Annotated in this window: 20 protein-coding genes; 12 read left to right on the top strand and 8 right to left on the bottom strand. The window is 70.4% G+C overall.

Features of this window, described 5'->3' with window-relative positions:
* The first annotated feature begins 173 nt into the window (after window positions 1-173).
* The 5 genes from acs to ACIQWG_RS23750 all read left to right on the top strand — a co-directional run bounded on the left by acs (window position 174) and on the right by ACIQWG_RS23750 (window position 5,594).
* Window positions 174-2,132 (top strand): acetate--CoA ligase, encoded by a 1,959-nt coding sequence (acs, locus tag ACIQWG_RS23770; protein WP_404099103.1) that lies wholly within the window; start codon window positions 174-176, stop codon window positions 2,130-2,132.
* Between the two features lie 201 nt (window positions 2,133-2,333).
* Window positions 2,334-3,773: a Na+/H+ antiporter NhaA gene (gene nhaA / locus ACIQWG_RS23765; RefSeq protein WP_404099101.1), complete on the top strand. Its 1,440-nt coding sequence runs from the start codon at window positions 2,334-2,336 to the stop codon at window positions 3,771-3,773.
* Between the two features lie 78 nt (window positions 3,774-3,851).
* Complete coding sequence (locus tag ACIQWG_RS23760) at window positions 3,852-4,349, top strand: phage holin family protein (RefSeq protein ID WP_404099098.1); 498 nt, start codon at window positions 3,852-3,854, stop codon at window positions 4,347-4,349.
* Window positions 4,346-5,284, top strand: coding sequence for an alpha/beta fold hydrolase (locus ACIQWG_RS23755; protein WP_404099095.1), 939 nt, complete (start codon window positions 4,346-4,348; stop codon window positions 5,282-5,284). The genes ACIQWG_RS23760 and ACIQWG_RS23755 overlap by 4 nt, the downstream gene beginning before the upstream one ends.
* Window positions 5,285-5,411: 127 nt before the next feature.
* The gene (locus ACIQWG_RS23750; protein WP_404099092.1) at window positions 5,412-5,594 is read left to right on the top strand and encodes a hypothetical protein; all 183 of its coding nucleotides are present in this window, start codon (window positions 5,412-5,414) and stop codon (window positions 5,592-5,594) included.
* A 52-nt stretch (window positions 5,595-5,646) separates the two neighbouring features.
* Here the strand turns inward: ACIQWG_RS23750 and ACIQWG_RS23745 are convergent, their stop codons facing one another.
* The 3 genes from ACIQWG_RS23745 to nth all read right to left on the bottom strand — a co-directional run bounded on the left by ACIQWG_RS23745 (window position 5,647) and on the right by nth (window position 8,736).
* Window positions 5,647-6,846, bottom strand: coding sequence for a MarP family serine protease (locus tag ACIQWG_RS23745; protein ID WP_404099090.1), 1,200 nt, complete (start codon window positions 6,844-6,846; stop codon window positions 5,647-5,649).
* Window positions 6,847-6,966: 120 nt separating this feature from the next.
* Complete coding sequence (locus tag ACIQWG_RS23740; protein WP_404099087.1) at window positions 6,967-7,662, bottom strand: NUDIX hydrolase; 696 nt, start codon at window positions 7,660-7,662, stop codon at window positions 6,967-6,969.
* 132 nt (window positions 7,663-7,794) lie between these two features.
* The gene (gene nth, locus ACIQWG_RS23735) at window positions 7,795-8,736 is read right to left on the bottom strand and encodes an endonuclease III (protein ID WP_404099419.1); all 942 of its coding nucleotides are present in this window, start codon (window positions 8,734-8,736) and stop codon (window positions 7,795-7,797) included.
* A gap of 633 nt (window positions 8,737-9,369) precedes the next feature.
* Between nth and ACIQWG_RS23730 the strand changes: the two genes are divergently transcribed.
* The 3 genes from ACIQWG_RS23730 to ACIQWG_RS23720 all read left to right on the top strand — a co-directional run bounded on the left by ACIQWG_RS23730 (window position 9,370) and on the right by ACIQWG_RS23720 (window position 12,458).
* Window positions 9,370-10,044: a Crp/Fnr family transcriptional regulator gene (locus ACIQWG_RS23730; protein WP_030046018.1), complete on the top strand. Its 675-nt coding sequence runs from the start codon at window positions 9,370-9,372 to the stop codon at window positions 10,042-10,044.
* A 643-nt stretch (window positions 10,045-10,687) separates the two neighbouring features.
* Window positions 10,688-11,560, top strand: a complete 873-nt coding sequence (locus tag ACIQWG_RS23725; RefSeq protein ID WP_404099083.1) for an NUDIX hydrolase — start codon at window positions 10,688-10,690, stop codon at window positions 11,558-11,560.
* 67 nt (window positions 11,561-11,627) lie between these two features.
* Window positions 11,628-12,458 (top strand): MBL fold metallo-hydrolase, encoded by an 831-nt coding sequence (locus tag ACIQWG_RS23720; RefSeq protein WP_404099080.1) that lies wholly within the window; start codon window positions 11,628-11,630, stop codon window positions 12,456-12,458.
* Here ACIQWG_RS23720 and ACIQWG_RS23715 read toward each other — a convergent pair.
* From ACIQWG_RS23715 to ACIQWG_RS23705, 3 genes are all read right to left on the bottom strand, one after another.
* A complete protein-coding gene (locus ACIQWG_RS23715) occupies window positions 12,451-13,323 on the bottom strand; it encodes a nucleotidyltransferase domain-containing protein (RefSeq protein ID WP_404099078.1) in 873 nt (290 codons plus the stop codon). The genes ACIQWG_RS23720 and ACIQWG_RS23715 overlap by 8 nt on opposite strands.
* 201 nt (window positions 13,324-13,524) lie before the next feature.
* Window positions 13,525-13,992 carry a RidA family protein gene (locus ACIQWG_RS23710; RefSeq protein ID WP_404099075.1) on the bottom strand — a complete coding sequence of 156 codons (468 nt, stop codon included), beginning with the start codon at window positions 13,990-13,992 and terminating at the stop codon, window positions 13,525-13,527.
* On the bottom strand, window positions 13,989-14,150 hold the full coding sequence (locus ACIQWG_RS23705) for a DUF4177 domain-containing protein (protein ID WP_010986011.1): 162 nt from the start codon (window positions 14,148-14,150) through the stop codon (window positions 13,989-13,991). Before ACIQWG_RS23705 ends, ACIQWG_RS23710 begins: the two co-directional genes overlap by 4 nt.
* A gap of 106 nt (window positions 14,151-14,256) precedes the next feature.
* On the opposite strand from ACIQWG_RS23705, the gene ACIQWG_RS23700 reads away from it, so the two are divergent.
* A complete protein-coding gene (locus ACIQWG_RS23700) occupies window positions 14,257-15,234 on the top strand; it encodes an ArsA family ATPase (RefSeq protein WP_404099072.1) in 978 nt (325 codons plus the stop codon).
* A 52-nt stretch (window positions 15,235-15,286) separates the two neighbouring features.
* Entirely contained in the window at window positions 15,287-16,735 is a 1,449-nt protein-coding gene (locus tag ACIQWG_RS23695) for an ArsA-related P-loop ATPase (protein WP_404099069.1), read from the top strand.
* A 54-nt stretch (window positions 16,736-16,789) separates the two neighbouring features.
* On the opposite strand, the gene wblA is transcribed toward ACIQWG_RS23695, so the two are convergent.
* Window positions 16,790-17,128, bottom strand: a complete 339-nt coding sequence (gene wblA, locus ACIQWG_RS23690; RefSeq protein WP_286063707.1) for a transcriptional regulator WblA — start codon at window positions 17,126-17,128, stop codon at window positions 16,790-16,792.
* Between the two features lie 537 nt (window positions 17,129-17,665).
* On the opposite strand from wblA, the gene ACIQWG_RS23685 reads away from it, so the two are divergent.
* Window positions 17,666-19,972: a transglycosylase domain-containing protein gene (locus ACIQWG_RS23685; RefSeq protein WP_404099067.1), complete on the top strand. Its 2,307-nt coding sequence runs from the start codon at window positions 17,666-17,668 to the stop codon at window positions 19,970-19,972.
* Between the two features lie 188 nt (window positions 19,973-20,160).
* On the opposite strand, the gene ACIQWG_RS23680 is transcribed toward ACIQWG_RS23685, so the two are convergent.
* Window positions 20,161-20,625, bottom strand: a complete 465-nt coding sequence (locus ACIQWG_RS23680) for a GatB/YqeY domain-containing protein (protein WP_404099065.1) — start codon at window positions 20,623-20,625, stop codon at window positions 20,161-20,163.
* A 198-nt stretch (window positions 20,626-20,823) separates the two neighbouring features.
* Here ACIQWG_RS23680 and ACIQWG_RS23675 point away from each other — a divergent pair, with 198 nt between their 5' ends.
* Window positions 20,824-21,750: a metallophosphoesterase gene (locus ACIQWG_RS23675; RefSeq protein ID WP_404099063.1), complete on the top strand. Its 927-nt coding sequence runs from the start codon at window positions 20,824-20,826 to the stop codon at window positions 21,748-21,750.
* Window positions 21,751-21,769: the final 19 nt, after the last annotated feature.

The following is a 21,769-nucleotide window of genomic DNA, read 5'->3' as shown; positions in this document are numbered from 1 at the left end:
ACCCCGGTGACGGCAAACGGCTCGGCCCCTCCACTCGGCCCGTCCACCCTGACCCCTCCACCCCGGCGCCGACAGGTCTAAACCAATTTTCCCGTCGACCCTTGTCATCGGACCCCCGGGTCTGATGAGCTGTGGCCTGGGACACAACGGACACCCTGGGAAAGGGAGATGTCGTGAGCAACGAAAGCCTGGCCAACCTGCTGAGGGAAGAGCGCAGGTTCGCACCCCCCGCCGACCTGGCCGCGAGCGCCAACGTCACGGCGGAGGCGTATGAACAGGCCAAGGCTGACAGGCTCGGCTTCTGGGCCGAGCAGGCCCGTCGGCTGACCTGGGCCAAGGAGCCGACGGAGACACTGGACTGGTCGAACCCGCCGTTCGCGAAGTGGTTCAAGGACGGCGAGCTCAACGTCGCGTACAACTGCGTGGACCGGCATGTGGAGGCCGGACGCGGCGACCGGGTCGCCATCCACTTCGAGGGCGAGCCCGGCGACAGCCGCGCCATCACCTACGCCGAGCTCAAGGACGAGGTCTCCAAGGCCGCCAACGCCCTGCTGGAGCTGGGAGTTCAGAAGGGCGACCGGGTCGCCGTCTATATGCCGATGATCCCGGAGACCGCGGTCGCGATGCTGGCCTGCGCCCGGATCGGCGCCGCCCACTCCGTCGTCTTCGGCGGCTTCTCGGCGGACGCCCTGGCCACCCGTATCCAGGACGCGGACGCCAAGGTCGTCATCACCTCCGACGGCGGTTACCGGCGCGGCAAGCCGTCCGCGCTCAAGCCGGCCGTGGACGAGGCGATCTCCAAGGTCGACAACGTGGAGCACGTGCTCGTCGTGCGCCGTACCGGCCAGGACGTCGCCTGGTCCGAGGGCCGTGACGTCTGGTGGCACGAGATCGTCGAGCGGCAGTCCGCCGAGCACACCGCCGAGGCCTTCGACGCCGAGCACCCGCTGTTCATCCTGTACACGTCCGGTACGACCGGGAAGCCGAAGGGCATCCTGCACACCTCCGGCGGCTACCTCACGCAGACCGCGTACACCCACCACGCCGTCTTCGACCTCAAGCCGGAGACCGACGTCTACTGGTGCACCGCCGACGTCGGCTGGGTCACCGGCCACTCGTACATCGTGTACGGGCCGCTGGCGAACGGCGCCACGCAGGTGATGTACGAGGGCACGCCGGACACCCCGCACCAGGGCCGGTTCTGGGAGATCGTGCAGAAGTACGGGGTGACCATCCTGTACACGGCGCCGACCGCGATCCGTACGTTCATGAAGTGGGGCGACGACATCCCCGCGAAGTTCGACCTCGGCAGCCTGCGGGTGCTGGGCTCCGTGGGTGAGCCGATCAACCCCGAGGCGTGGATCTGGTACCGCAAGCACATCGGCGGCGACCGCACCCCGGTCGTCGACACCTGGTGGCAGACCGAGACCGGCGCGATGATGATCTCGCCGCTGCCGGGCGTGACCGAGGCCAAGCCCGGTTCGGCCCAGCGTCCGCTGCCCGGCATCTCCGCGACCGTGGTCGACGACGAGGCGCACGAGGTGCCCAACGGTGGTGGCGGCTACCTGGTGCTGACCGAGCCGTGGCCGTCGATGCTGCGCACCATCTGGGGCGACGACCAGCGGTTCCTCGACACGTACTGGTCGCGGTTCGAGGGCAAGTACTTCGCCGGTGACGGGGCGAAGAAGGACGACGACGGAGACATCTGGCTGCTCGGCCGGGTCGACGACGTCATGCTCGTGTCGGGGCACAACATCTCCACCACGGAGGTCGAGTCCGCGCTGGTCTCCCACCCGTCCGTCGCCGAGGCGGCCGTCGTAGGCGCCGCCGACGAGACGACCGGGCAGGCGATCGTCGCCTTCGTGATCCTGCGCGGTACGGCGAACGCCGAGGACGAGAACCTCATCGCCGACCTGCGCAACCACGTCGGCGCCACCCTCGGCCCGATCGCCAAGCCGAAGCGGGTCCTGCCGGTGGCCGAGCTGCCGAAGACCCGTTCCGGCAAGATCATGCGCCGGCTGCTGCGGGACGTCGCCGAGAACCGCCAGCTCGGTGACGTGACGACCCTGACGGACTCCACCGTCATGGACCTCATCCAGGCGAAGCTCCCGGCGGCGCCCAGCGAGGACTGATCACGGCCGACGACTGATCACGGCCATCGAGGGCACCCGGCGCACGGCGCGCCGGGTGCCCTTCGTATACGTACCGTGGAGATCGACGGATGCACTCTCGCGCACCCTTAGGTAAGCTAAGCAAAACAAGCGCGTCCTCAGGTGTGCCGGGAAGTCTGGTCGGCAAGTGCTCTGTCCTGCCCACCGACCGGAGGTCTCCCCGTGGCCGCCCCCCGCACCCCCGCTCCCGCCCGCAAGGTGTTCGGACGGCTGTCCCTCCCCGAGCGGAACTTCGTCGCGGACGCGCTGCGCACCGAGACCGTCGGCGGTGTCCTGCTGCTGCTCGCCGCGATCACCGCGCTGGTCTGGGCGAACGTTCCCGCGCTGCGCGACAGTTATGAGACCGTCGGCCATTTCCACCTGGGTCCCGAGGCACTCGGACTGAACCTGTCCGTCGAACACTGGGCCGCCGACGGACTGCTCGCCATCTTCTTCTTCGTCGCCGGGATCGAGCTCAAGCGTGAGCTGGTGGCCGGCGATCTCAAGGACCCGAAGGCGGCCGTGCTGCCGGTCATCGCCGCACTGTGCGGGATGGCCGTGCCGGCGCTGGTCTACACGCTGACCGCGGTCACGGGAGGCGGCTCGACGGAGGGCTGGGCGGTCCCGACCGCGACGGACATCGCCTTCGCGCTCGCGGTCCTCGCCGTCATCGGCACCTCCCTGCCCAGCGCCCTGCGGGCCTTCCTGCTCACCCTCGCCGTGGTCGACGACCTGTTCGCGATCCTGATCATCGCGATCTTCTTCACGTCGAAGCTCGATTTCGCCGCGCTCGGCGGCGCCGTCGTGGGACTCGGCGTGTTCTGGCTGCTGCTGAGGAAGGGCGTACGCGGGTGGTACGTGTACGTCCCGCTGGCCCTGGTCATCTGGGGGCTGATGTACAACAGCGGCGTCCACGCCACCATCGCGGGCGTCGCGATGGGCCTGATGCTGCGCTGCCACCGGCACGAGGGCGAGAAGACCTCCCCCGGCGAGCGCATCGAGCACCTCGTGCGCCCACTGTCGGCCGGGCTCGCCGTACCCCTGTTCGCACTGTTCAGCGCCGGTGTCACCATCTCCGGCGGGGCGCTCGGCGAGGTGTTCACCCGGCCCGAGACGCTCGGGGTCGTGCTCGGTCTCGTGGTCGGCAAGACAATAGGCATCTTCGGCGGTACATGGCTGGCGGCACGATTCACCAAGGCCTCGCTCAGCGACGCCCTGGAGTGGGCCGACGTGTTCGCGGTGGCCACCCTCGCCGGAATCGGGTTCACCGTCTCGCTGCTCATCGGCGAGCTCGCCTTCGTGGGCAACGCCACGCTGACCGACGAGGCCAAGGCGGCCGTGCTGCTCGGCTCGCTCATCGCGGCGACCTTGGCGACGGTGCTGCTGAAGGTGCGCAACGTCAAGTACCGCCGGATGGTCGAGGCCGAGGAGCGGGACGACGACGCCTCCGGCATTCCGGACATCTACGAGGAGGAGGAGCCGGAGTACCACCTGCGCATGGCGGACATCTACGAACGCAAGGCCGCCGAGCACCGCCGCATCGCCGAGGAGAAGGCCGCCGCGCGCCACGCGCTTGCCGAAGTGGCGGGCAGGGCAGGCGAGGAGGAGCACCGTCGGGCATGATCTGACGGGACGGTACAAAAGACGGAACCGTACTCAGTCAGGCAGAAGACGGAACCGTAGATGACGAGGGAGACCGCGATGAGCGCACCCGACGGCAGCCCGGTCGGCGCCGAACGCAGCATCGGCCAGCTGTTCGCCTCGGCCACGACCGAGATGTCGGCGCTGGTGCATGACGAGATCGCACTGGCGAAAGCGCAGCTCAAGCAGGACGTGAAGCGGGGCGCGACGAGTGGCGGCGCGTTCACGGTGGCCGGCGCGGTGCTGGTGTTCTCGCTGCCGATGCTGAACTTCGCCCTCGCGTACGGCATTCGGACCTGGAGCGACTGGAACCTGGCGATCTGCTTCCTGCTGTCCTTCGCGGCGAATGTCCTGATCGCCCTCGTGCTCGCGCTGATCGGCGTCGTCTTCGCCAAGAAGGCGAAGAAGAGCAAGGGTCCGCAGAAGGTCGCCGCCTCGATGAAGGAGACGGCGGGCGTGCTTCAGAAGGCCAAGCCGCACCCGCGTCCGGCCCCCGCGCCGGAGCTGGAGGACCGGGCGCCGGCGGCCATCGAGGCTGTGGCACGCTCGTCGTCATGACGGATCCCGCCGCCCCCTCGGCTCTACCCGCCTCGGTCGTCAGACCGGATGGCCCCTGGACACACCGGGACGTGGCCGCCAATGGCGCGCGCTTCCACATCGCCGAGCTGGGCGACGGCCCGCTGGTACTGCTGCTGCACGGCTTCCCGCAGTTCTGGTGGGCCTGGCGGCACCAGCTCGTCGCGCTCGCCGACGCGGGTTTCCGGGCCGTCGCCATGGACCTGCGCGGCGTCGGCGGCAGCGACCGCACCCCGCGCGGCTACGACCCGGCGAACCTCGCCCTCGACATCACCGGCGTGGTCCGCTCCCTCGGCGAGCCCGACGCCGCGCTGGTCGGCCACGACCTCGGCGGATATCTGGCGTGGACGGCGGCCGTGATGCGCCCCAAGCTGGTACGGCGGCTCGCGGTCTCCTCCATGCCGCACCCCCGGCGCTGGCGCTCGGCGATGCTCTCCGACGTCAAGCAGACGAGTGCGAGTTCCTACATCTGGGGGTTCCAGCGGCCCTGGATCCCCGAGCGCCAGCTGACCGCCGACGACGGGGCGCTGGTCGGCCGGCTGATCCGGGACTGGTCGGGCCCGAGGCTGCCGGACGACGACGCGGTGGAGACGTACCGGCGCGCGGTCTGCATCCCCTCGACGGCGCACTGCTCCATCGAGCCGTACCGCTGGATGGTGCGCTCGCTGGCCCGCCCCGACGGCATCCAGTTCAACCGCCGGATGAAGCGCCCGGTGCGCGTGCCGACGCTGCATCTGCACGGGTCCCTCGACCCCGTGATGCGCACCCGCAGCGCCGCCGGCTCGGGCGAGTACGTCGAAGCGCCGTACCGCTGGCGGCTGTTCGACGGGCTCGGGCATTTTCCGCACGAAGAGGATCCCGTCACGTTCTCCACCGAGCTCATCAACTGGCTCAAGGATCCCGAACCCGATCGGTGACCGCGCCGATGCGCCCGGTATCCGGATCTGAACAGGTGTACTACGAACAGCCAATTGCCTGGCGCATAGGCCAATTGGGGGCGCCTGAGGCGGTTATCGATCGCAGGGCAGGGGCAGACGTCGGGGTATGGGCTGGACGCACGACTACAGTGACGCAGCACGCAACCGCCGCTCGGCCAGTGGGCTGAGCTCCCACCAGCGGGGTGCTGCCCCGCAGATGCAGAGCACGGACCTCCGGGTAGGCATTCCGCGCATTCTGCGCCGCCGGGCCCGTTGGGTCTCGGTACGCCTGCGCCACCCGCGCGGCTGACCGGCCGCTTTCACCACACCCGACCGGGCACCCCCGCACGCCCCAGCGGGACCTACAGGGCACAGCTGTCGCTGTCCACCTGCTGGTTGGCGGTGCGCCCCTGGGCGATGTCCGTCTGGATCTCGTCAGCGGTGAGCGCGTAGCCGGTGTCGGCGTCGTCGAGGGACTTGGCGAACACGACGCCGTACACCTTGCCCTCGGGGGTGAGCAGCGGGCCGCCGGAGTTGCCCTGGCGGACGGTCGCGTACAGCGAGTAGACGTCACGGCGCACGGTGCCGCGGTGATAGATGTCCGGGCCGTTGGCCGGCAGGCGTCCCCGCACGCGCGCGGCACGCACGTCGTACGAGCCGTTCTCCGGGAAGCCCGCGATGATCGCGCTGTCGCCGCTGTCGGCGTCGGTCGTCGTGAACCGCAGCGCGGGCGCGTCCAGGTCCGGTACGTCCAGTACGGCGATGTCGCGCTCCCAGTCGTAGAGGACGACCGTCGCGTCGTACCGCCTGCCCTCGCCGCCTATCTGGACGGTGGGTTCGTCGACGCCGCCGACGACATGCGCGTTGGTCATGACCCGGCGGTCGGAGAACACGAAGCCGGTGCCTTCGAGCACCTTGCCGCAACTCGTCGCCGTCCCCATGACCTTGACGATGGAACGCTTGGCACGGGTGGCCACCGGGCTGTTCGCCAGGGCCGGGTCGGGCGGCTGGACCTCGGTGATCGGCTCGTTGGAGAACGGGCTGAAGACCTGTGGAAAGCCGTTCTGCGCAAGGACGGTGGAGAAGTCCGCGAACCAGGTGTCGGCCTGGGTGGGCAGCGCCCTCGACACGCCGAGCAGCACCTTGGAACTACGGACCTCCTTGCCGAGCGTCGGCAACGTGGTCCCCGCGAGGGCCGAGCCGATCAGCCAGGCCACCAGCAGCATCGCGACGACGTTGACCAGGGCGCCGCCGGTCGCGTCCAGGGCACGGGCCGGGGACCAGGTGATGTACCGGCGCAGCTTGTTGCCCAGATGGGTGGTCAGGGCCTGACCCACGGAGGCGCAGACGATCACGACGACGACCGCCACGACGGCGGCGGTCGTGCTCACCTCGGCGTTGTCGGTCAGCGCGTCCCAGATGACCGGGAGGAGATAGACGGCCACCAGGCCGCCGCCGAGGAAGCCGACCACCGACAGGATGCCGACGACGAAGCCCTGGCGATAGCCCACGATCGCGAACCACACGGCGGCGACCAGCAGCAGAATGTCCAGCACGTTCACCGATTCAGGCCTCGCCTCGTCACTCTCCGGTCCCCCCACCCCGACCGGGGGCCCGGCCCGTCGCACAGCGGAAACTGGACAGGGCGGCCCCCGGGAAAACACAGCACGGCAGACACCCTGTCATGACCGCCAGTCGAGCGGGACCTGCTTCTCCCGGTCCCAGGGCCGCTCCCAGCCCGAGTAGTGCAGCAGACGGTCGATGATTCCGGCCGTGAAGCCCCACACCAGCGCCGATTCGACCAGAAATGCCGGACCTCGGTGGCCGCTGGGGTGGACCGCCGTGGCGCGGTTGTCCGGATTCGTGAGATCCGCCACGGGGACGGTGAAGACGCGGGCCGTCTCGTTCGGATCGACGACGTCGACCGGGCTCGGCGCCCGCCACCAGCCCAGCACGGGCGTGACGACGAAACCGCTGACCGGGATGTAGAGCTTGGGCAGCACACCGAAGAGCTGGACACCGCTCGGATCGAGCCCGGTCTCCTCCTCGGCCTCGCGGAGAGCGGCCCGCAGCGGCCCGTCGGCCCCCGGGTCGCCGTCCTCGGGGTCGAGGGCACCACCGGGGAACGACGGCTGTCCGGCATGCGACCGCAGCGAACTGGCCCGCTCCATGAGCAGCAGCTCCGGTCCCTGCTCGCCCTCACCGAAGAGGATCAGCACGGCCGACTGACGGCCCGCGCCGCTCTCCGGCGGCAGGAACCGGCTCAGCTGCACCGGCTCCACGGTCTCCACCACCCGCACCACCGGGTCCAGCCATCCCGGCAGCCCGTCCTTGCTGACCACCACCGGCCCGTCCTGCGTCTCACTCGCCCGCGCCATCGCCACCCCCGTCGTCCTGCCGAGTCCAACGCCCGAGGGCCCCAGGATCGTTCCGATACGGCGGTACGACCGCCCCGCCCCCGTCGGCGGCCCTGTGCTCGGTGCCCCCACCCTGCCCGCTCGCCCGCTCCGTCATCCGGCCCCCAGCGGCGGGGCCGCCTTGCCGCCCGCGTCCAGGTAGGCCTGCGGCGGATTGAGCCGCTGCCCCGGGAAGCCGCCCTTCTCGTACTTGAGCAGCTTCTTCGCCTTCTCGGGGTCCGTCTCGCCCTCGCCGTACGCCGGGCAGAGCGGCGCGATGGGGCAGGCCCCGCAGGCGGGCTTGCGGGCGTGGCAGATACGGCGGCCGTGCCAGATCACATGGTGCGAGAGGTCGGTCCAGTCGCTCTTGGGGAACAGCGCGCCGATCTCGGCCTCGATCTTGTCCGGGTCGGTCTGCGCGGTCCACTCCCAGCGCCGCACCAGCCGCTGGAAGTGCGTGTCCACGGTGATGCCGGGCCGCCCGAACGCGTTGCCGAGCACCACGAAGGCGGTCTTACGGCCGACCCCCGGCAGCTTGACGAGCTCTTCGAGCCGCCCCGGGACCTCACCGCCGTAGTTCTCCACCAGCGCCTTCGACAGCCCCATGACCGACTTGGTCTTGGCCCGGAAGAACCCGGTGGGCCGGAGGATCTCCTCGACCTCCTCGGGGTTGGCGGCGGCCAGGTCCTCGGGGGTGGGGTATTTGGCGAACAGCGAAGGGGTCGTCTGGTTGACGCGCAGGTCGGTGGTCTGGGCGGACAGAACCGTGGCGACCACGAGCTGGAAGGGGTTGTCGAAGTCCAGCTCGGGATGGGCGTAGGGGAAGACCTCGGCGAGCTCACGGTTGATACGACGGGCTCGCCGGACGAGGGCGGTGCGGGATTCGGCGCTGGGCGGTGCGGTGGCGACGGTCTTGACGGGGGAGGCGCCTTTGACGGGAGCGGTGGCCTTCTCCGGGACGACGGCGGGTTTCTTGGAGACGACTTTCTTCGTGACGACCTTTTTGGCGGTCGTCTTCTTGGCAGTGGTCTTCTTGGCGGTCGTCTTCTTGGCGATCGCCTGCTTCGAGGCCGCCGTCTTCGCGGTCGCCTTGTTCGCGGTCGCCGTCTTCGATGGCGCCTTCTTCGATGGCGCCTTCTTGGCGGGCGCGGCCTTGGCAGGGGCCTTCTTGGCGGTCGTCTTCTTGGCCGGCGCGGCCTTCGTGGCGGGGGCGGCAGCCTTGGCAGCAGCGGACTTCCCGGCCTCGGCCGCCTCGGCCGTCTTCGCCGCCTTGCTCACCTTTCCCGACTTCTCCTCTTTCTCCGCCTTGTCCACCTTCTTCACCGCCGCTTTCCCGCCACCGGCAGCGGTATCGCCCGGTGCCGAATTCTCCGCTTTCGCCGTTTTCCTTCCACCACCTGAGTCCTGTTCGCCCACAGCGGAATCTCGACGTACAACCACCCGTCCAGCCCCCTTGGCCTGTGCTCTCACCGGCGATTTGGACACTCGGCCAGCCTAAGGCCCGGCACTGACATCCGCCCCGGACCCTGAAGATCGGCCCCCAATTGGACCCCTGCCGCTTACCTCGGGACACCTGTGCGGCATCCTTGTGACAGATCACACTGTTTGGACCGTCCGGCAAAATGGGGAGCACGGTTCCCTGGTACACGGGGGAGTGATCCCCTGAGCAGGTCGACAAGGAGAGAACTCGTGGACGACCCTCTGCGGCGCAATCCGCTCTTCGCGGCTCTCGACGACGAGCAGTCCGCGGAACTGCGCGCCTCCATGAGTGAGGTGACCCTCGCGCGTGGCGACTCCCTCTTCCACGAGGGCGACCCGGGCGACCGGCTCTACGTCGTCACCGAGGGCAAGGTCAAGCTTCACCGCACGTCTCCCGACGGCCGCGAGAACATGCTCGCCGTCGTCGGTCCCGGAGAGCTCATCGGCGAGCTGTCCCTCTTCGACCCGGGCCCGCGCACGGCGACCGCCACCGCGCTGACCGAGGTCAAGCTGCTGGGTCTGGGCCACGGCGACCTCCAGCCCTGGCTGAACGCCCGTCCCGAGGTGGCCACCGCGCTGCTGCGCGCCGTCGCCCGCCGGCTGCGTCGCACCAACGACGCGATGTCCGACCTCGTGTTCTCGGACGTGCCCGGGCGTGTGGCGCGCGCGCTGCTCGACCTCTCCCGCCGCTTCGGTGTGCAGTCGGAGGAGGGCATCCATGTCGTCCACGACCTGACGCAGGAAGAGCTGGCACAGCTGGTCGGTGCGTCTCGTGAGACGGTCAACAAGGCGCTGGCCGATTTCGCGCAGCGCGGGTGGCTTCGGCTGGAGGCCCGTGCGGTGATTCTGCTGGACGTGGAGCGGCTGGCGAAGCGGTCGCGATAGGTCCTTCGAGCGGTACGTCGACGGGGTCCCCCTCATTGCGAGGTGGGGCCCTGTTGTCGTTGCCATTGCCGTTGCCGTCGGGGTTTCCTCGCCCCCGCCGCCCCTACCCGCCCCATCCCCAGGGGCTTCGCCCCTTCGACCCCACCAGGGGGCTGCGCCCCCTGGACCCCCGCCGGCCCCGAAAGGGCCTCGTCCTCAAACGCCGGACGGGCTGAGAGATAGCGACCGGCGCCGTAAGGCACCGTACGCACGCACCCGAATCCGGACGGAGCCACCGTGTCGCAGCCGCATACGGCGGCAAGGGGACGTGCCGGGGGGTGTCCGCCCGCAGTGGCCGGCGTCAAGGAACGTTCAGCGCACTGCCCGACCCCAGCCGCCGGTCCGAGGACGGACACCCCCCGGGGGGGGGGGGGGGGGGGGGGGGGGGGGGGGGGCCGCCGGCGGCGCGGCCCCCCCCCCCCCCCCCCCCCCCCCCCCCCCCCCCCCCCCCCCCCCCCCCCCCCCCCCCCCCCCCCCCCGCGGCCCCGACCCCCAACGCACCCGCAGGCGCTACCCGCACCCCCACCGGACGGCAGCAGGCCGCCGCAGGCATCCCCCCAGGCCACCCCTCGAACATCAGCGCGTCAAGAGATAGCCTCCGCCCATGGCAAACGGGCAGTGGTACCCACCGGAGTGGCCAGACCGTATCCGTGCGCTCGCGGAAGGAAGCCTCACCCCCGTCGCCCCGAAACGGGCGGCCACGGTCATGCTGCTCAAAGACTCCAGCGCCGGCACCGGCCCGTCCGTACACATGCTCCGCCGCCGCGCCTCCATGGCCTTCGCCGGCGGCGCCTACGCCTACCCCGGCGGCGGCGTGGACCCCCGCGACGAGCAGCAGATCCGCTGGGCCGGCCCCACGCGCGCGTGGTGGGCGGAGCGGCTCGGTGTGGCGGCAGCGGAAGCGCAGGCGATCGTCTGCGCCGCCGTACGGGAGACATACGAGGAGGCCGGCGTCCTCCTCGCCGGCCCCACCGGCGACTCCGTCATCGGCGACACCACCGGCGACGACTGGGAAGCCGACCGCGCCGCCCTGGTCGCCCGCGACGTCTCGTTCGCCGAGTTCCTGGACCGCCGAGGCCTCGTCCTGCGCTCCGACCTCCTCGGCGCCTGGACCCGCTGGATCACCCCGGAGTTCGAACCCCGCCGCTACGACACCTGGTTCTTCGTCGCCGCCCTGCCCGCGGGCCAGCGCACCCGCAACGCCTCCACCGAAGCCGACCGCACCGTGTGGATCCGCCCCACCGACGCCGCCGCCTCGTACGACAAGGGCGAGCTGCTGATGATGCCGCCCACCATCGCGACCCTGCGCCAACTCACGCCGTACGACAGCGCGGCCGAGGCCCTCGCCGCCGCACCCACGCGTGACCTCACTCCGGTCCTGGCCCAGGCCCGCCTGGAGAACGGCGAGATCGTCCTCGCCTGGCCCGGCCACGACGAGTTCACCAAGCACATCCCGACCGGCGGAACCCCCGCATGACCCCGCCCGCGACGCCCGCGATGCCCGCAACGCCCGCGACAGCAACCGCCCCGGAAGGCCCCCACGCATGACGGACGCAGCAGCCCTTCCCGGCCAGCCGCGAGGCGGGGTCCTCACCGGCCCCGCCACCCCCCGCGCCGTCAACATCCTCGCCCCCAACCCGTCCGCGATGACCCTGGACGGCACCAACACCTGGCTCCTGTCCGAGCCCGACTCCGACCTGGCCGTCGTCATCGACCCGGGCCCCCTCGACGACGGCCACCTCCGCAACGTCGTCGCCACGGCCGAGCGGTCCGGCAAGCGGATCGCCCTCACCCTGCTCACCCACGGCCACCCGGACCACGCCGAGGGCGCCGCACGCTTCGCCGAACTCACCGGCACGCGCGTGCGTGCCCTGGACCCGGCGCTGCGGCTCGGCGACGAGGGGCTCGGCGCCGGGGACGTGATCACCCTCGGCGGCCTGGAGCTGCGCGTCGTACCGACACCCGGGCACACCGCCGACTCGCTGTCCTTCCACCTCCCGGCCGACCGCGCGGTCCTGACCGGCGACACGATCCTCGGACGCGGCACCACGGTCGTCGCCCACCCCGACGGCCGTCTCGGCGACTATCTGGACTCGCTGCGCCGGCTCAGGTCCCTCACGGTCGACGACGGCGTGCACACCGTTCTCCCCGGCCACGGCCCCGTCCTGGAAGACGCCCAGGGCGCCGTCGAGTTCTACCTGGCCCACCGCGCCCACCGCCTCGCCCAGGTGGAGACGGCGGTCGAGGACGGCCACCGCGCCCCGGCGGACGTGGTCTCCCATGTGTACGCGGACGTGGACCGCTCCCTGTGGCCGGCGGCCGAACTGTCGGTCCGGGCCCAGCTGGACTACCTGGAGGAACACGGCCTCATCTAGCCCGCGCCCGCACGGACACCGGCACACCACTCCCCGCCCCCGCCCCCTCGGGCCGCGCCGCCTTCACGCCATGCACGCGCGCGTACTCCCCCGCGAGCCACGGCCCGAGATCATCGACGTACGACCGCAGCACACGCGTGTCCCCCGTCGGCTCACACCCCAGAACCGCCGCGATCCTCATCTGCTCGCCCCGAGCCGGGTAGTACGACGCGAACGCCTCGGCCATCTCCCCCAGATCGCTGGTCCATCCGCCCCACCGGGGCATGACCAGCGTGAACCCCGTTCGCACCAGACGCCGCGACATGAACCGGACCAGCGGCCGACGGGCGTCGTCGCTCTCGTCGGCGCCCGCGATCCGCGCCCGCCAGTGAGGCAGCAGGAGCCCCAGGTCGCCGTTCGTCTCGCGCGCGAGCAGCGTGTCGGGCCGGTAGCGCGGCAGATACTCGGCGAGGTCCTCCCCCAGCAGGGGCGTGCACAGACAGGCGACGAACCACCCGAGGTCGTAGGTCTCCAGGTCGCTCAGCACCCGCTCCCGACTGCTGAGCAGCGTCCCCGACCCGTCGATCTGCGCGAACTCGCTGTCCAGCCCGTCGTCGAGCACGCGCGCGTCCGCCCGGTCCGCCTCGGTCGGTTCCTCGCGCAGGGCGACCAGCAGATCCAGATCGCTGCGCCCCACGCGCGCGGTGCCGCGCGGAATCGAACCGTAGAGATAGGCACTGTGCATCCGCGCCCCGAACACGTCCAGCACACGGTCCCGAGCGGCCGCGACGACGGGCCTGAAGTCGCGCGGAACGAGCCCCAGGGACCCTTCGCGGGCGATGTAGCCCTGGGCGTCGAGCCCTCTGCGGGGAACAGTCTCGGCCATGGGGCCACTGTGCCCTGCCGGAAGGCCCGGAAGCGGCTCATTCCCGGCGCCGCTCAGCGATGTTCAGCCTGCCCAGGTGTCCCCGGACAGGCTGCTCACCGGCCGAGGCGGCACAACACCCCCCCGACGCTTCACCGCTTCACCGCTTCACCGCTTCACCGCTTCACGGCTCCACCGATTAACCGCTTCACCGCCGGAGGCCTACGCCCCCGCCAGCTCCACCTGAACCTCGACCTCCACCGGCGCGTCCAGCGGGAGCACCGCCACGCCCACCGCACTGCGCGCGTGCACGCCCTTGTCGCCGAGGACCTCCGCCAGGAGTTCGCTGGCGCCGTTGATGACACCGGGCTGACCGGTGAAGTCGGACGCCGACGCCACGAACCCCACGACCTTCACCACGCGCGCGATCCGGTCCAGGTCGCCCGCCACCGACTTCACGGCCGCCAGGGCGTTCAGCGCGCAGACGCGGGCGAGATCCTTGGCCTCCTCGGCGGTGACCTCCGCGCCCACCTTGCCGGTGACCGGGAGCTTGCCCTCCACCATCGGCAGCTGGCCGGCGGTGTACACGTACACGCCCGACTGGACGGCCGGCTGGTACGCGGCGAGCGGCGGCACGACCTCCGGGAGCGTCAGGCCTAGCTCGGCGAGCTTCGCCTCTACCGCGCTCATGCCTGCCTCTCCCGCTTCAGGTAGGCCACGAGCTGCTCGGGGTTGTTCGGCCCGGGCACGACCTGGACGAGCTCCCAGCCGTCCTCGCCCCAGGTGTCCAGAATCTGCTTCGTGGCATGGACGAGCAGCGGCACGGTTGCGTATTCCCACTTGGTCATGTGGCCGACTTTATCCGCTGCCCGGAGGGTGCCATGCGGCCGACCGCCGACAGGTTGTCCACAGGCTGCCGCGTGACCGGCGCACCGACTGGTTAGGCTCGATGATGTGAGCAGGCTCCAGGTCGTCAGTGGCAAGGGCGGGACCGGAAAGACCACGGTCGCCGCCGCGCTCGCGCTCGCTCTCGCGACCGAGGGGAAGCGGACGCTTCTCGTCGAGGTCGAGGGCAGGCAGGGCATCGCGCAGCTCTTCGAGACGGAGGCGCTGCCCTATGAGGAGCGGAAGATCGCCGTCGCTCCCGGGGGCGGGGAGGTGTACGCCCTGGCCATAGACCCCGAACTGGCCCTTCTGGACTATCTCCAGATGTTCTACAAGATGGGCGGCGCGGGCCGGGCCCTGAAGAAGCTCGGCGCCATCGACTTCGCCACCACCATCGCGCCGGGCCTCAGAGACGTACTCCTGACCGGCAAGGCGTGCGAGGCCGTGCGGCGCAAGGACCGGGCGGGACGGTTCCTCTATGACTATGTCGTCATGGACGCGCCGCCCACGGGACGCATCACCCGCTTCCTGAACGTGAACGACGAGGTGGCGGGCCTCGCCCGGATCGGGCCGATACACAATCAGGCGCAGGCCGTGATGCGGGTGCTGAAGTCGGCGGAGACGGCCGTGCACCTGGTCACGCTGCTGGAGGAGATGCCCGTCCAGGAGACCGCGGACGGGATCGCCGAGCTGCGGGCGGCGCGGCTGCCGTTGGGGCGGATCATCGTGAACATGGTCCGGCCCGAGGTGTTGGACGGCACCGACCTGGAACTCGTACGCAGCGTCCCGCGCGCGGCCGTGGCCAAGTCGCTGTCCTCGGCCGGGCTGGGCGGGGCGCGGCGCGGTGGGAACGCCGAGAAGCTGGTGGACCCGCTGCTGGCGCAGGCGGACGAGTACGCCGAGCGGCACGCGCTGGAGCACGAGCAGCGCGCGGTCCTGGACGAGTTGGGGCTGCCGGTGCACGAGCTGCCGCTGTTCGCCGAGGGCATGGACCTGGCGGCGCTGTATCAACTCGCGCGTGAGCTGCGGGAACAGGACCTGTCATGAGTCCGTTCACAAGTCGGGGACCGTACGCGGTACGTCGGAAGCAGGGGATGTCATGAGTCGTCCGGAACCGGTCGCGGCACAGGACGCCGCCCGCCAGTCCCACGCCCTTTCCCATACGCGCGTCCTCGACCTCGACCCGCTGCTCGACGATCCGAAGACGCGCATCGTGGTGTGCTGCGGCTCCGGCGGTGTCGGCAAGACCACGACGGCCGCGGCGCTGGGGCTGCGGGCGGCCGAGCGGGGACGCAAGGTCGTCGTGCTGACCATCGACCCGGCCCGCCGGCTGGCCCAGTCGATGGGCATCGACTCGCTGGACAACACCCCGCGCCGGGTGAAGGGCGTCGAGGGCGACGGCGAGCTGCACGCGATGATGCTCGACATGAAGCGGACCTTCGACGAGATCGTCGAGGCGCACGCGGACCGCGATCGGGCCGCCGCGATCCTGGGCAACCCCTTCTACCAGTCGCTCTCGGCGGGCTTCGCGGGCACGCAGGAGTACATGGCGATGGAGAAGCTGGGCCAGCTGCGGGCGAAGGACGAGTGGGACCTCATCGTCGTCGACACCCCGCCCTCCCGGTCCGCGCTGGACTTCCTGGACGCGCCCAAGCGGCTCGGATCCTTCCTCGACGGCAAGCTGATCCGTGTCCTGCTGGCGCCGGCGAAGGTCGGCGGGCGTGCGGGGATGAAGTTCCTGAACGTCGGCATGTCGATGATGACGGGCGCGCTCGGCAAGCTGCTCGGCGGGCAGCTGCTGAAGGACGTACAGACCTTCGTGGCCGCGATGGACTCCATGTTCGGCGGGTTCCGTACGCGCGCGGACGCGACGTACAAGCTGCTTCAGGCGCCCGGGACCGCGTTCCTGGTGGTGGCCGCGCCGGAGCGGGACGCGCTGCGGGAGGCGGCGTATTTCGTGGAGCGGCTGGCCGCCGAGGACATGCCGCTGGCGGGTCTGGTGCTCAACCGGGTCCACGGCAGCGGCGCCGACCGGCTGTCGGCCGAGCGGGCGCTCGCCGCCGCGGAAAATCTTGAAGAGCCCCGCATTGTGGATCAGGAGGGCGGGAAAGCTGGACTTCGTAACTCCCCCGACACGTACGACAGTTCAGAATCGGCCGCTACCGAGGCACCGGCTCCTGACGCAGGCTCCCCCGCCGCCACGGACCTGGAGCGCCCCTCAGCCACGGACGAGCCGGCGCCCGTCGACCCAAAGCCCCTGGACGCGCAGTCCGTCGACCCGCAGCGCGTCGACCCGCAAGCCGTCGCCCCGCATGTGGAGCGGTCCGTCGACCAGCTCACCGCGGGCCTGCTGAGGCTGCATGTCGAGCGCATGCGGCTGCTCTCCCGCGAGCAGCGCACGCGTGACCGCTTCACCGCGCGCCACCCCGAGGTGGCGGTGGCCGAAGTGGCCGCGCTGCCCGGCGATGTGCATGACCTGACTGGGCTGCGGGACATCGGAAACCGGCTCGCGGCCCATCGGCCGGAGCTGCCCGAGACGAGCGCCTGAGGGGAACCCCGGGCGCACACCCCCACCGGGGTGGCCTCGGCGACGGCGGCGGCCTCAGCCCACCGCCGCGTAGTTCTCGTACACCTCGTCGTCGTCGAGCGGCAGGATGCCCGCCCCGCGCTCGTACTCCGTACGCGCCGTCTCCAGCAGCCGGCGCCACGAGGTGACCGTGGGCCGCCTGCGCAGCAGCGCGCGGCGCTCCCGCTCCGTCATGCCTCCCCACACGCCGAACTCGACGCGGTTGTCCAGCGCGTCCGCCAGGCACTCCGTGCGCACCGGGCAGCCGGTGCACACCGCCTTGGCCCTGTTCTGCGCTGCTCCCTGAACGAACAGTTCGTCCGGATCGGTAGTGCGGCAGGCCGCCTGCGCACTCCAGTCGACTACCCAGCCCATACCGGCGCCGTCCTCTCCCGAATCGAGGCTCCCCCACGGCGGCAGCGGCATATTCACCGCCGCCAGTTGAGGACGTTACGGAAGGTGGGCACAGCGCAACACCCCCTTCGGGCCCAATCTTGAATGGCCCGAACGGACTATGCGTAAGCGGCAGATCACCCGGGGGAGTGAGCCTGCGACATGCACGACTTTCCCGGCGAAACGGGACAGTTCTGTTGAGTCACAACGGACGCCAGATGACACACAAGGCGGATTCGGACACGCCCCCACCAAAAAAGTGGGCTGCCGCCAGAACGATTCGGGGTCGCCGGACGTATTGATACGTGGCCGCACTGCTGTGACAGTTGAGAGCAGCTTAGGCCAACGCCTGCGCGCCTGTCCGGCGAATGGGCCGCATCGGGCTGCATCGGCCGCAGCAGCGGCGCGTATCCGTCAGACGCGTCCGCGGCCACGCCCATGGCCGGTCTCACACTGCCGTGCCGGGCTCGCACACGATCGGCTCTCGGTTCGCTCATCTCTACGGTTTAGGCTGCCCCCATGCCAAAGAACCGCTCGGGCGGTGGTCTGTCTCCTACGCAGCAGGCCGCCAAGTTCCTAGGTGTCAGTGTGCTCGCGGGAGCCGTGCTGGCCGGGATCGCGCTGCCCGCCGTAGGTGCGCTGGGACTCGCGGCCAAGGGATCGGTCGAGAGCTTCGACGAGCTCCCGACCAACCTCAAGACGCCGCCGCTGAGTCAGCGCACCACGATCCTGGACGCCGAGGGCGGCACGATCGCCACGGTCTACTCACGCGACCGCACGGTGGTCGACCTCAAGGACATCTCGCCGTACATACAGAAGGCGATCGTCGCGATCGAGGACGCCCGCTTCTACCAGCACGGCGCGGTCGACCTGAAGGGCGTCCTGCGCGCCCTGAACCGCAACGCCCAGAGCGGCGGTGTGAGCGAGGGCGCCTCCACGCTCACCCAGCAGTACGTGAAGAACGTCTTCGTCGAGGAGGCCGGCGACGACCCGACGAAGGTCGCGCAGGCCACCCAGCAGACGCTCGGCCGCAAGATCAAGGAGCTGAAGTACGCGATCCAGGTGGAGGAGGAGCTCGGCAAGAAGAAGATCCTCGAGAACTACCTGAACATCACGTTCTTCGGCCAGCAGGCATACGGCGTCGAGGCCGCCTCCGAGCGCTACTTCTCCAAGTCCGCCAAGGACCTCAAGCTCCAGGAAGCCGCGCTGCTGGCCGGCATCGTCCAGTCGCCCAGCCGCTACGACCCGGTCAACGACGAGGCCGAGGCGGTCAAGCGGCGCAACATCGTCCTCCAGCGCATGGCCGACATCGGTGACGTCTCCCAGGCGGAGGCGGACAAGGCCAAGGAGGCACCGCTCGGGCTGAAGGTCAGCAAGCCCAAGAACGGCTGCATCACCGCCGTCAAGGGCGCCAGCTTCTTCTGTAAGTACGTCGAGAAGGTCTTCCTCAGCGAACCGGTCTTCGGCAAGAGCCGCGAGGCCCGCGCCAAGATCTGGAACCAGGGCGGCCTGACCATCACGACGACCCTGGACCCGAAGGCCCAGGAGTCCGTGCAGGCCTCGCTCAAGGAGCACGTCTACCAGGACGACAAGGTCGCCGCCGCGACCACCCTCGTCGAGCCCGGCACCGGCAAGATCCTCGGCATGGGCCAGTCGAAGCCGTTCGGCTACGGCAAGAACGAGACCGAGATCAACTACTCGGTCGACTCGGCGTACGGCGGCTCCAACTTCGGCTTCCCGACCGGTTCGACGTTCAAGCCGTTCGTCGCGGCGGCCGCGCTGGAGGAGGGGCGACCGCCGACGCAGGAGTACCCGTCGCCGTACCAGATGGAGTACCCGAGTCCGGTCCAGACGTGCGACAGCGCGCCGTGGACCAACCGCAGGGGCGAGAAGCTGGAGAACGAGAGCGAGTCGGAGCACGGCCCCTACCGCCTGCGCAAGGCGATGGAGCTCTCGGTCAACACCTACTTCGTGCAGATGATCGCCGACATCGGCCTGTGCCCGGTGGTCAACATCACCGACAAGCTCCAGGTCCGCCAGGGCAACGGCACCAAGCTCCCCGAGCAGCCGGCTATCGCCCTCGGCTCGGTCGGCCTCTCCCCGCTGACGATGGCGAGCGCGTACGCCGCCTTCGCCTCCCGCGGCATGTACTGCACGCCGATCGTCTTCGAGTCGATCTCGCAGAAGGTCGGCGGCCAGCAGAAGTCCCTGGAGGTGCCGAAGTCGACCTGCTCGCGCGCGATGTCCGAGCAGACCGCGGACACCGTCAACAGCCTGCTGCAAGGCGTGGTCGACTCCGGCACCGGCAAGGAGGCCGGTCTCACCGACCGCGACAGCGCCGGCAAGACGGGTACGACGGACGAGCGCCGCAACGCCTGGTTCGTCGGCTACACGCCGAACCTCTCGGGCGCCGTCTGGGTCGGCAGCGCCACCCAGAAGGTCAAGATGCGCAACATCTACATCGGCGGCCAGTACAACGACCTCGTCTACGGCGGCAAGGTCCCGGGCCCGATCTGGCGCGACGCCATGCTCGGCGCCCTGGAGGGCAAGCCCGTCGAGCAGTTCAACACCGTCCACATCCCCGAGGACGAGGACCCCGACAAGGGCCGGGGCGACGAGGACGGCAACGACAACGGCGGCAACGACGGGAACAACGGCGACGACAACGTCATCGGCGGCCTGATCGGCGGCGGAAACAACGGTGGCGGCAACGGCGGCTCCGACGGCGGCGCGGACGGCGGCACCCTCCCGACACCGTCGTTCTCGATCCCCGAGGGCTGGTGGCAGGGACAGACGAACGGGGGCGGGACCGGGGGTCGCGACTGACGCGTCGGACGCGTCGGGCGCGTCTGGCGCGTCGGACGACCGCCCGGTCCGTTCGGGCCCTGTGGAACAGCGACGGCCCTTACCCCTTCCTACGAGGGGGTAAGGGCCGTCGGCCGTGGTTCTTCCGTGGGCGGGAGCGGGGTTCTGAGCCGTCGGCCGTGGTTCTCAGCCGTTCTCCTCAGCCGTTCTCAGCCCGCGAGCAGCTTCCTGACCGCCGCGGCCACCCGGCCGCCCTCGGCCTGCCCGGCAACCTTCGGGTTCACGATCTTCATGACGGCACCCATGGCACGCGGGCCCTCGGCGCCGGCCGCCCTGGCCTCCTGAACGGCCTGGGAGACGATCTCGCCCAACTCGTCGTCGCTGAGCTGCTTCGGCAGGTACGCGGCGAGCACCTCGCCCTCCGCCTTCTCCCGCTCGGCCTGCTCCGGGCGACCCCCCTGCGCGAAGGCCTCGGCCGCCTCACGGCGCTTCTTCGCCTCGCGGGTGATCACCTTCTGCACCTCGTCGTCGGAGAGCTCGCGCTTCTCCTTGCCCGCGACCTCCTCCTTGGTGATCGCGGCGAGCGTCAGCCGGAGCGTCGAGGAGCGGAGCTCGTCGCGCTCCTTGATCGCGGCGTTGAGGTCTTCCTGGAGCTTCGACTTGAGCGTGGTCATGGGGTTGATTGTCGCAGGTGCGGGGACGGTAACGCCCGTGGATTTCAAGGGGCGGGTGGGGAAGGTGCCGGGGAGGACCCGGGACCTGCGGCCCGAGGGTATGAAGATCTGCGAGGACCTGGTGGGCCTGGTGGGCCTGCTGGGCCTGGGGACGACGGCCCGGCACAGCACCCTCCCCCGGTCTGACACGATGGTCGTATGCGCGCGCGATACGGAGTACCCCTGGGAATCACGGCGGTTGGCGCCGCCGGACTGCTGTACTCGGCGGGAATCGAGGCCCGCTCGTTCCGCCTGCGACGGGTGACGGTCCCCGTCCTGCCGGCCGGCATGCGACCGCTGCGGGTGCTCCAGGTCTCCGACATCCACATGGTCGGCGGCCAGCGCAAGAAGCAGCGCTGGCTGCGCTCACTGGCCGGCCTGCGCCCCGACTTCGTGATCAACACGGGCGACAACCTGTCGGACCCCGAGGGCGTGCCGGAGGTGCTGGACGCGCTGGGGCCGCTGATGGAGTTCCCCGGGGCGTACGTCTTCGGCTCGAACGACTACTACGGCCCGAAGCTGCGCAACCCGGCGCTGTATCTGATCGAGAAGGCCCAGGGCCGCCATGGCCTGAACGGCAACGCGCCCGCCGTCGGCGCGATCCACAACCCCTGGCAGAACCTGCGCGACGGGTTCGACGCGGCGGGCTGGCTGAACCTGACCAACACCCGCGGGACGCTGAAGGTCGAGGGCGTGTCGGTGGAGCTCACCGGCCTGGACGACCCGCACATCAAGCGGGACCGCTACGAGCAGGTGGCCGGTGGCCCGTCGGGCGCCGCCGACTTCGCGATGGGCGTGGTCCACGCGCCGTACCTGCGCGTACTGGACGCGTACACGGCCGACGACTACCCCCTGGTCCTCGCCGGCCACACCCACGGCGGCCAGCTCTGCATCCCGTTCTACGGCGCCTTGGTCACCAACTGCGACCTGGACACGGACCGGGTGAAGGGTCTGTCGACGCACACGGCGGAAGGCCGCACCTCCTACCTGCACGTCTCGGCAGGCTGCGGCGCGAACCGCTACACCCCGTTCCGCTTCGCCTGCCCGCCGGAGGCGACGTTGCTGACGCTGGTGGGGCGGGAGTAGGGACCGGGGCTGGGGGCAA

This window comes from Streptomyces sp. NPDC098781 (assembly GCF_044759995.1).
Lineage (GTDB): Bacteria > Actinomycetota > Actinomycetes > Streptomycetales > Streptomycetaceae > Streptomyces.
This window is presented reverse-complemented; position numbering and strand designations above follow the sequence as displayed.

Excerpts from the sequence above, each read along its gene's own strand:
- ACIQWG_RS23705 (WP_010986011.1), bottom strand. The coding sequence starts at position 14,150 with ATGACCAAGTGGGAATACGCAACCGTGCCGCTGCTCGTCCATGCCACG.
- ACIQWG_RS23675 (WP_404099063.1), top strand. The coding sequence starts at position 20,824 with ATGCGCGCGCGATACGGAGTACCCCTGGGAATCACGGCGGTTGGCGCC.
- ACIQWG_RS23760 (WP_404099098.1), top strand. The coding sequence starts at position 3,852 with ATGAGCGCACCCGACGGCAGCCCGGTCGGCGCCGAACGCAGCATCGGC.
- ACIQWG_RS23740 (WP_404099087.1), bottom strand. The coding sequence starts at position 7,662 with ATGGCGCGGGCGAGTGAGACGCAGGACGGGCCGGTGGTGGTCAGCAAG.
- wblA (WP_286063707.1), bottom strand. The coding sequence starts at position 17,128 with ATGGGCTGGGTAGTCGACTGGAGTGCGCAGGCGGCCTGCCGCACTACC.
- ACIQWG_RS23720 (WP_404099080.1), top strand. The coding sequence starts at position 11,628 with ATGACGGACGCAGCAGCCCTTCCCGGCCAGCCGCGAGGCGGGGTCCTC.
- ACIQWG_RS23715 (WP_404099078.1), bottom strand. The coding sequence starts at position 13,323 with ATGGCCGAGACTGTTCCCCGCAGAGGGCTCGACGCCCAGGGCTACATC.
- ACIQWG_RS23680 (WP_404099065.1), bottom strand. The coding sequence starts at position 20,625 with ATGACCACGCTCAAGTCGAAGCTCCAGGAAGACCTCAACGCCGCGATC.
- ACIQWG_RS23755 (WP_404099095.1), top strand. The coding sequence starts at position 4,346 with ATGACGGATCCCGCCGCCCCCTCGGCTCTACCCGCCTCGGTCGTCAGA.
- ACIQWG_RS23725 (WP_404099083.1), top strand. The coding sequence starts at position 10,688 with ATGGCAAACGGGCAGTGGTACCCACCGGAGTGGCCAGACCGTATCCGT.
- ACIQWG_RS23695 (WP_404099069.1), top strand. The coding sequence starts at position 15,287 with ATGAGTCGTCCGGAACCGGTCGCGGCACAGGACGCCGCCCGCCAGTCC.
- ACIQWG_RS23685 (WP_404099067.1), top strand. The coding sequence starts at position 17,666 with ATGCCAAAGAACCGCTCGGGCGGTGGTCTGTCTCCTACGCAGCAGGCC.
- ACIQWG_RS23710 (WP_404099075.1), bottom strand. The coding sequence starts at position 13,992 with ATGAGCGCGGTAGAGGCGAAGCTCGCCGAGCTAGGCCTGACGCTCCCG.
- ACIQWG_RS23750 (WP_404099092.1), top strand. The coding sequence starts at position 5,412 with ATGGGCTGGACGCACGACTACAGTGACGCAGCACGCAACCGCCGCTCG.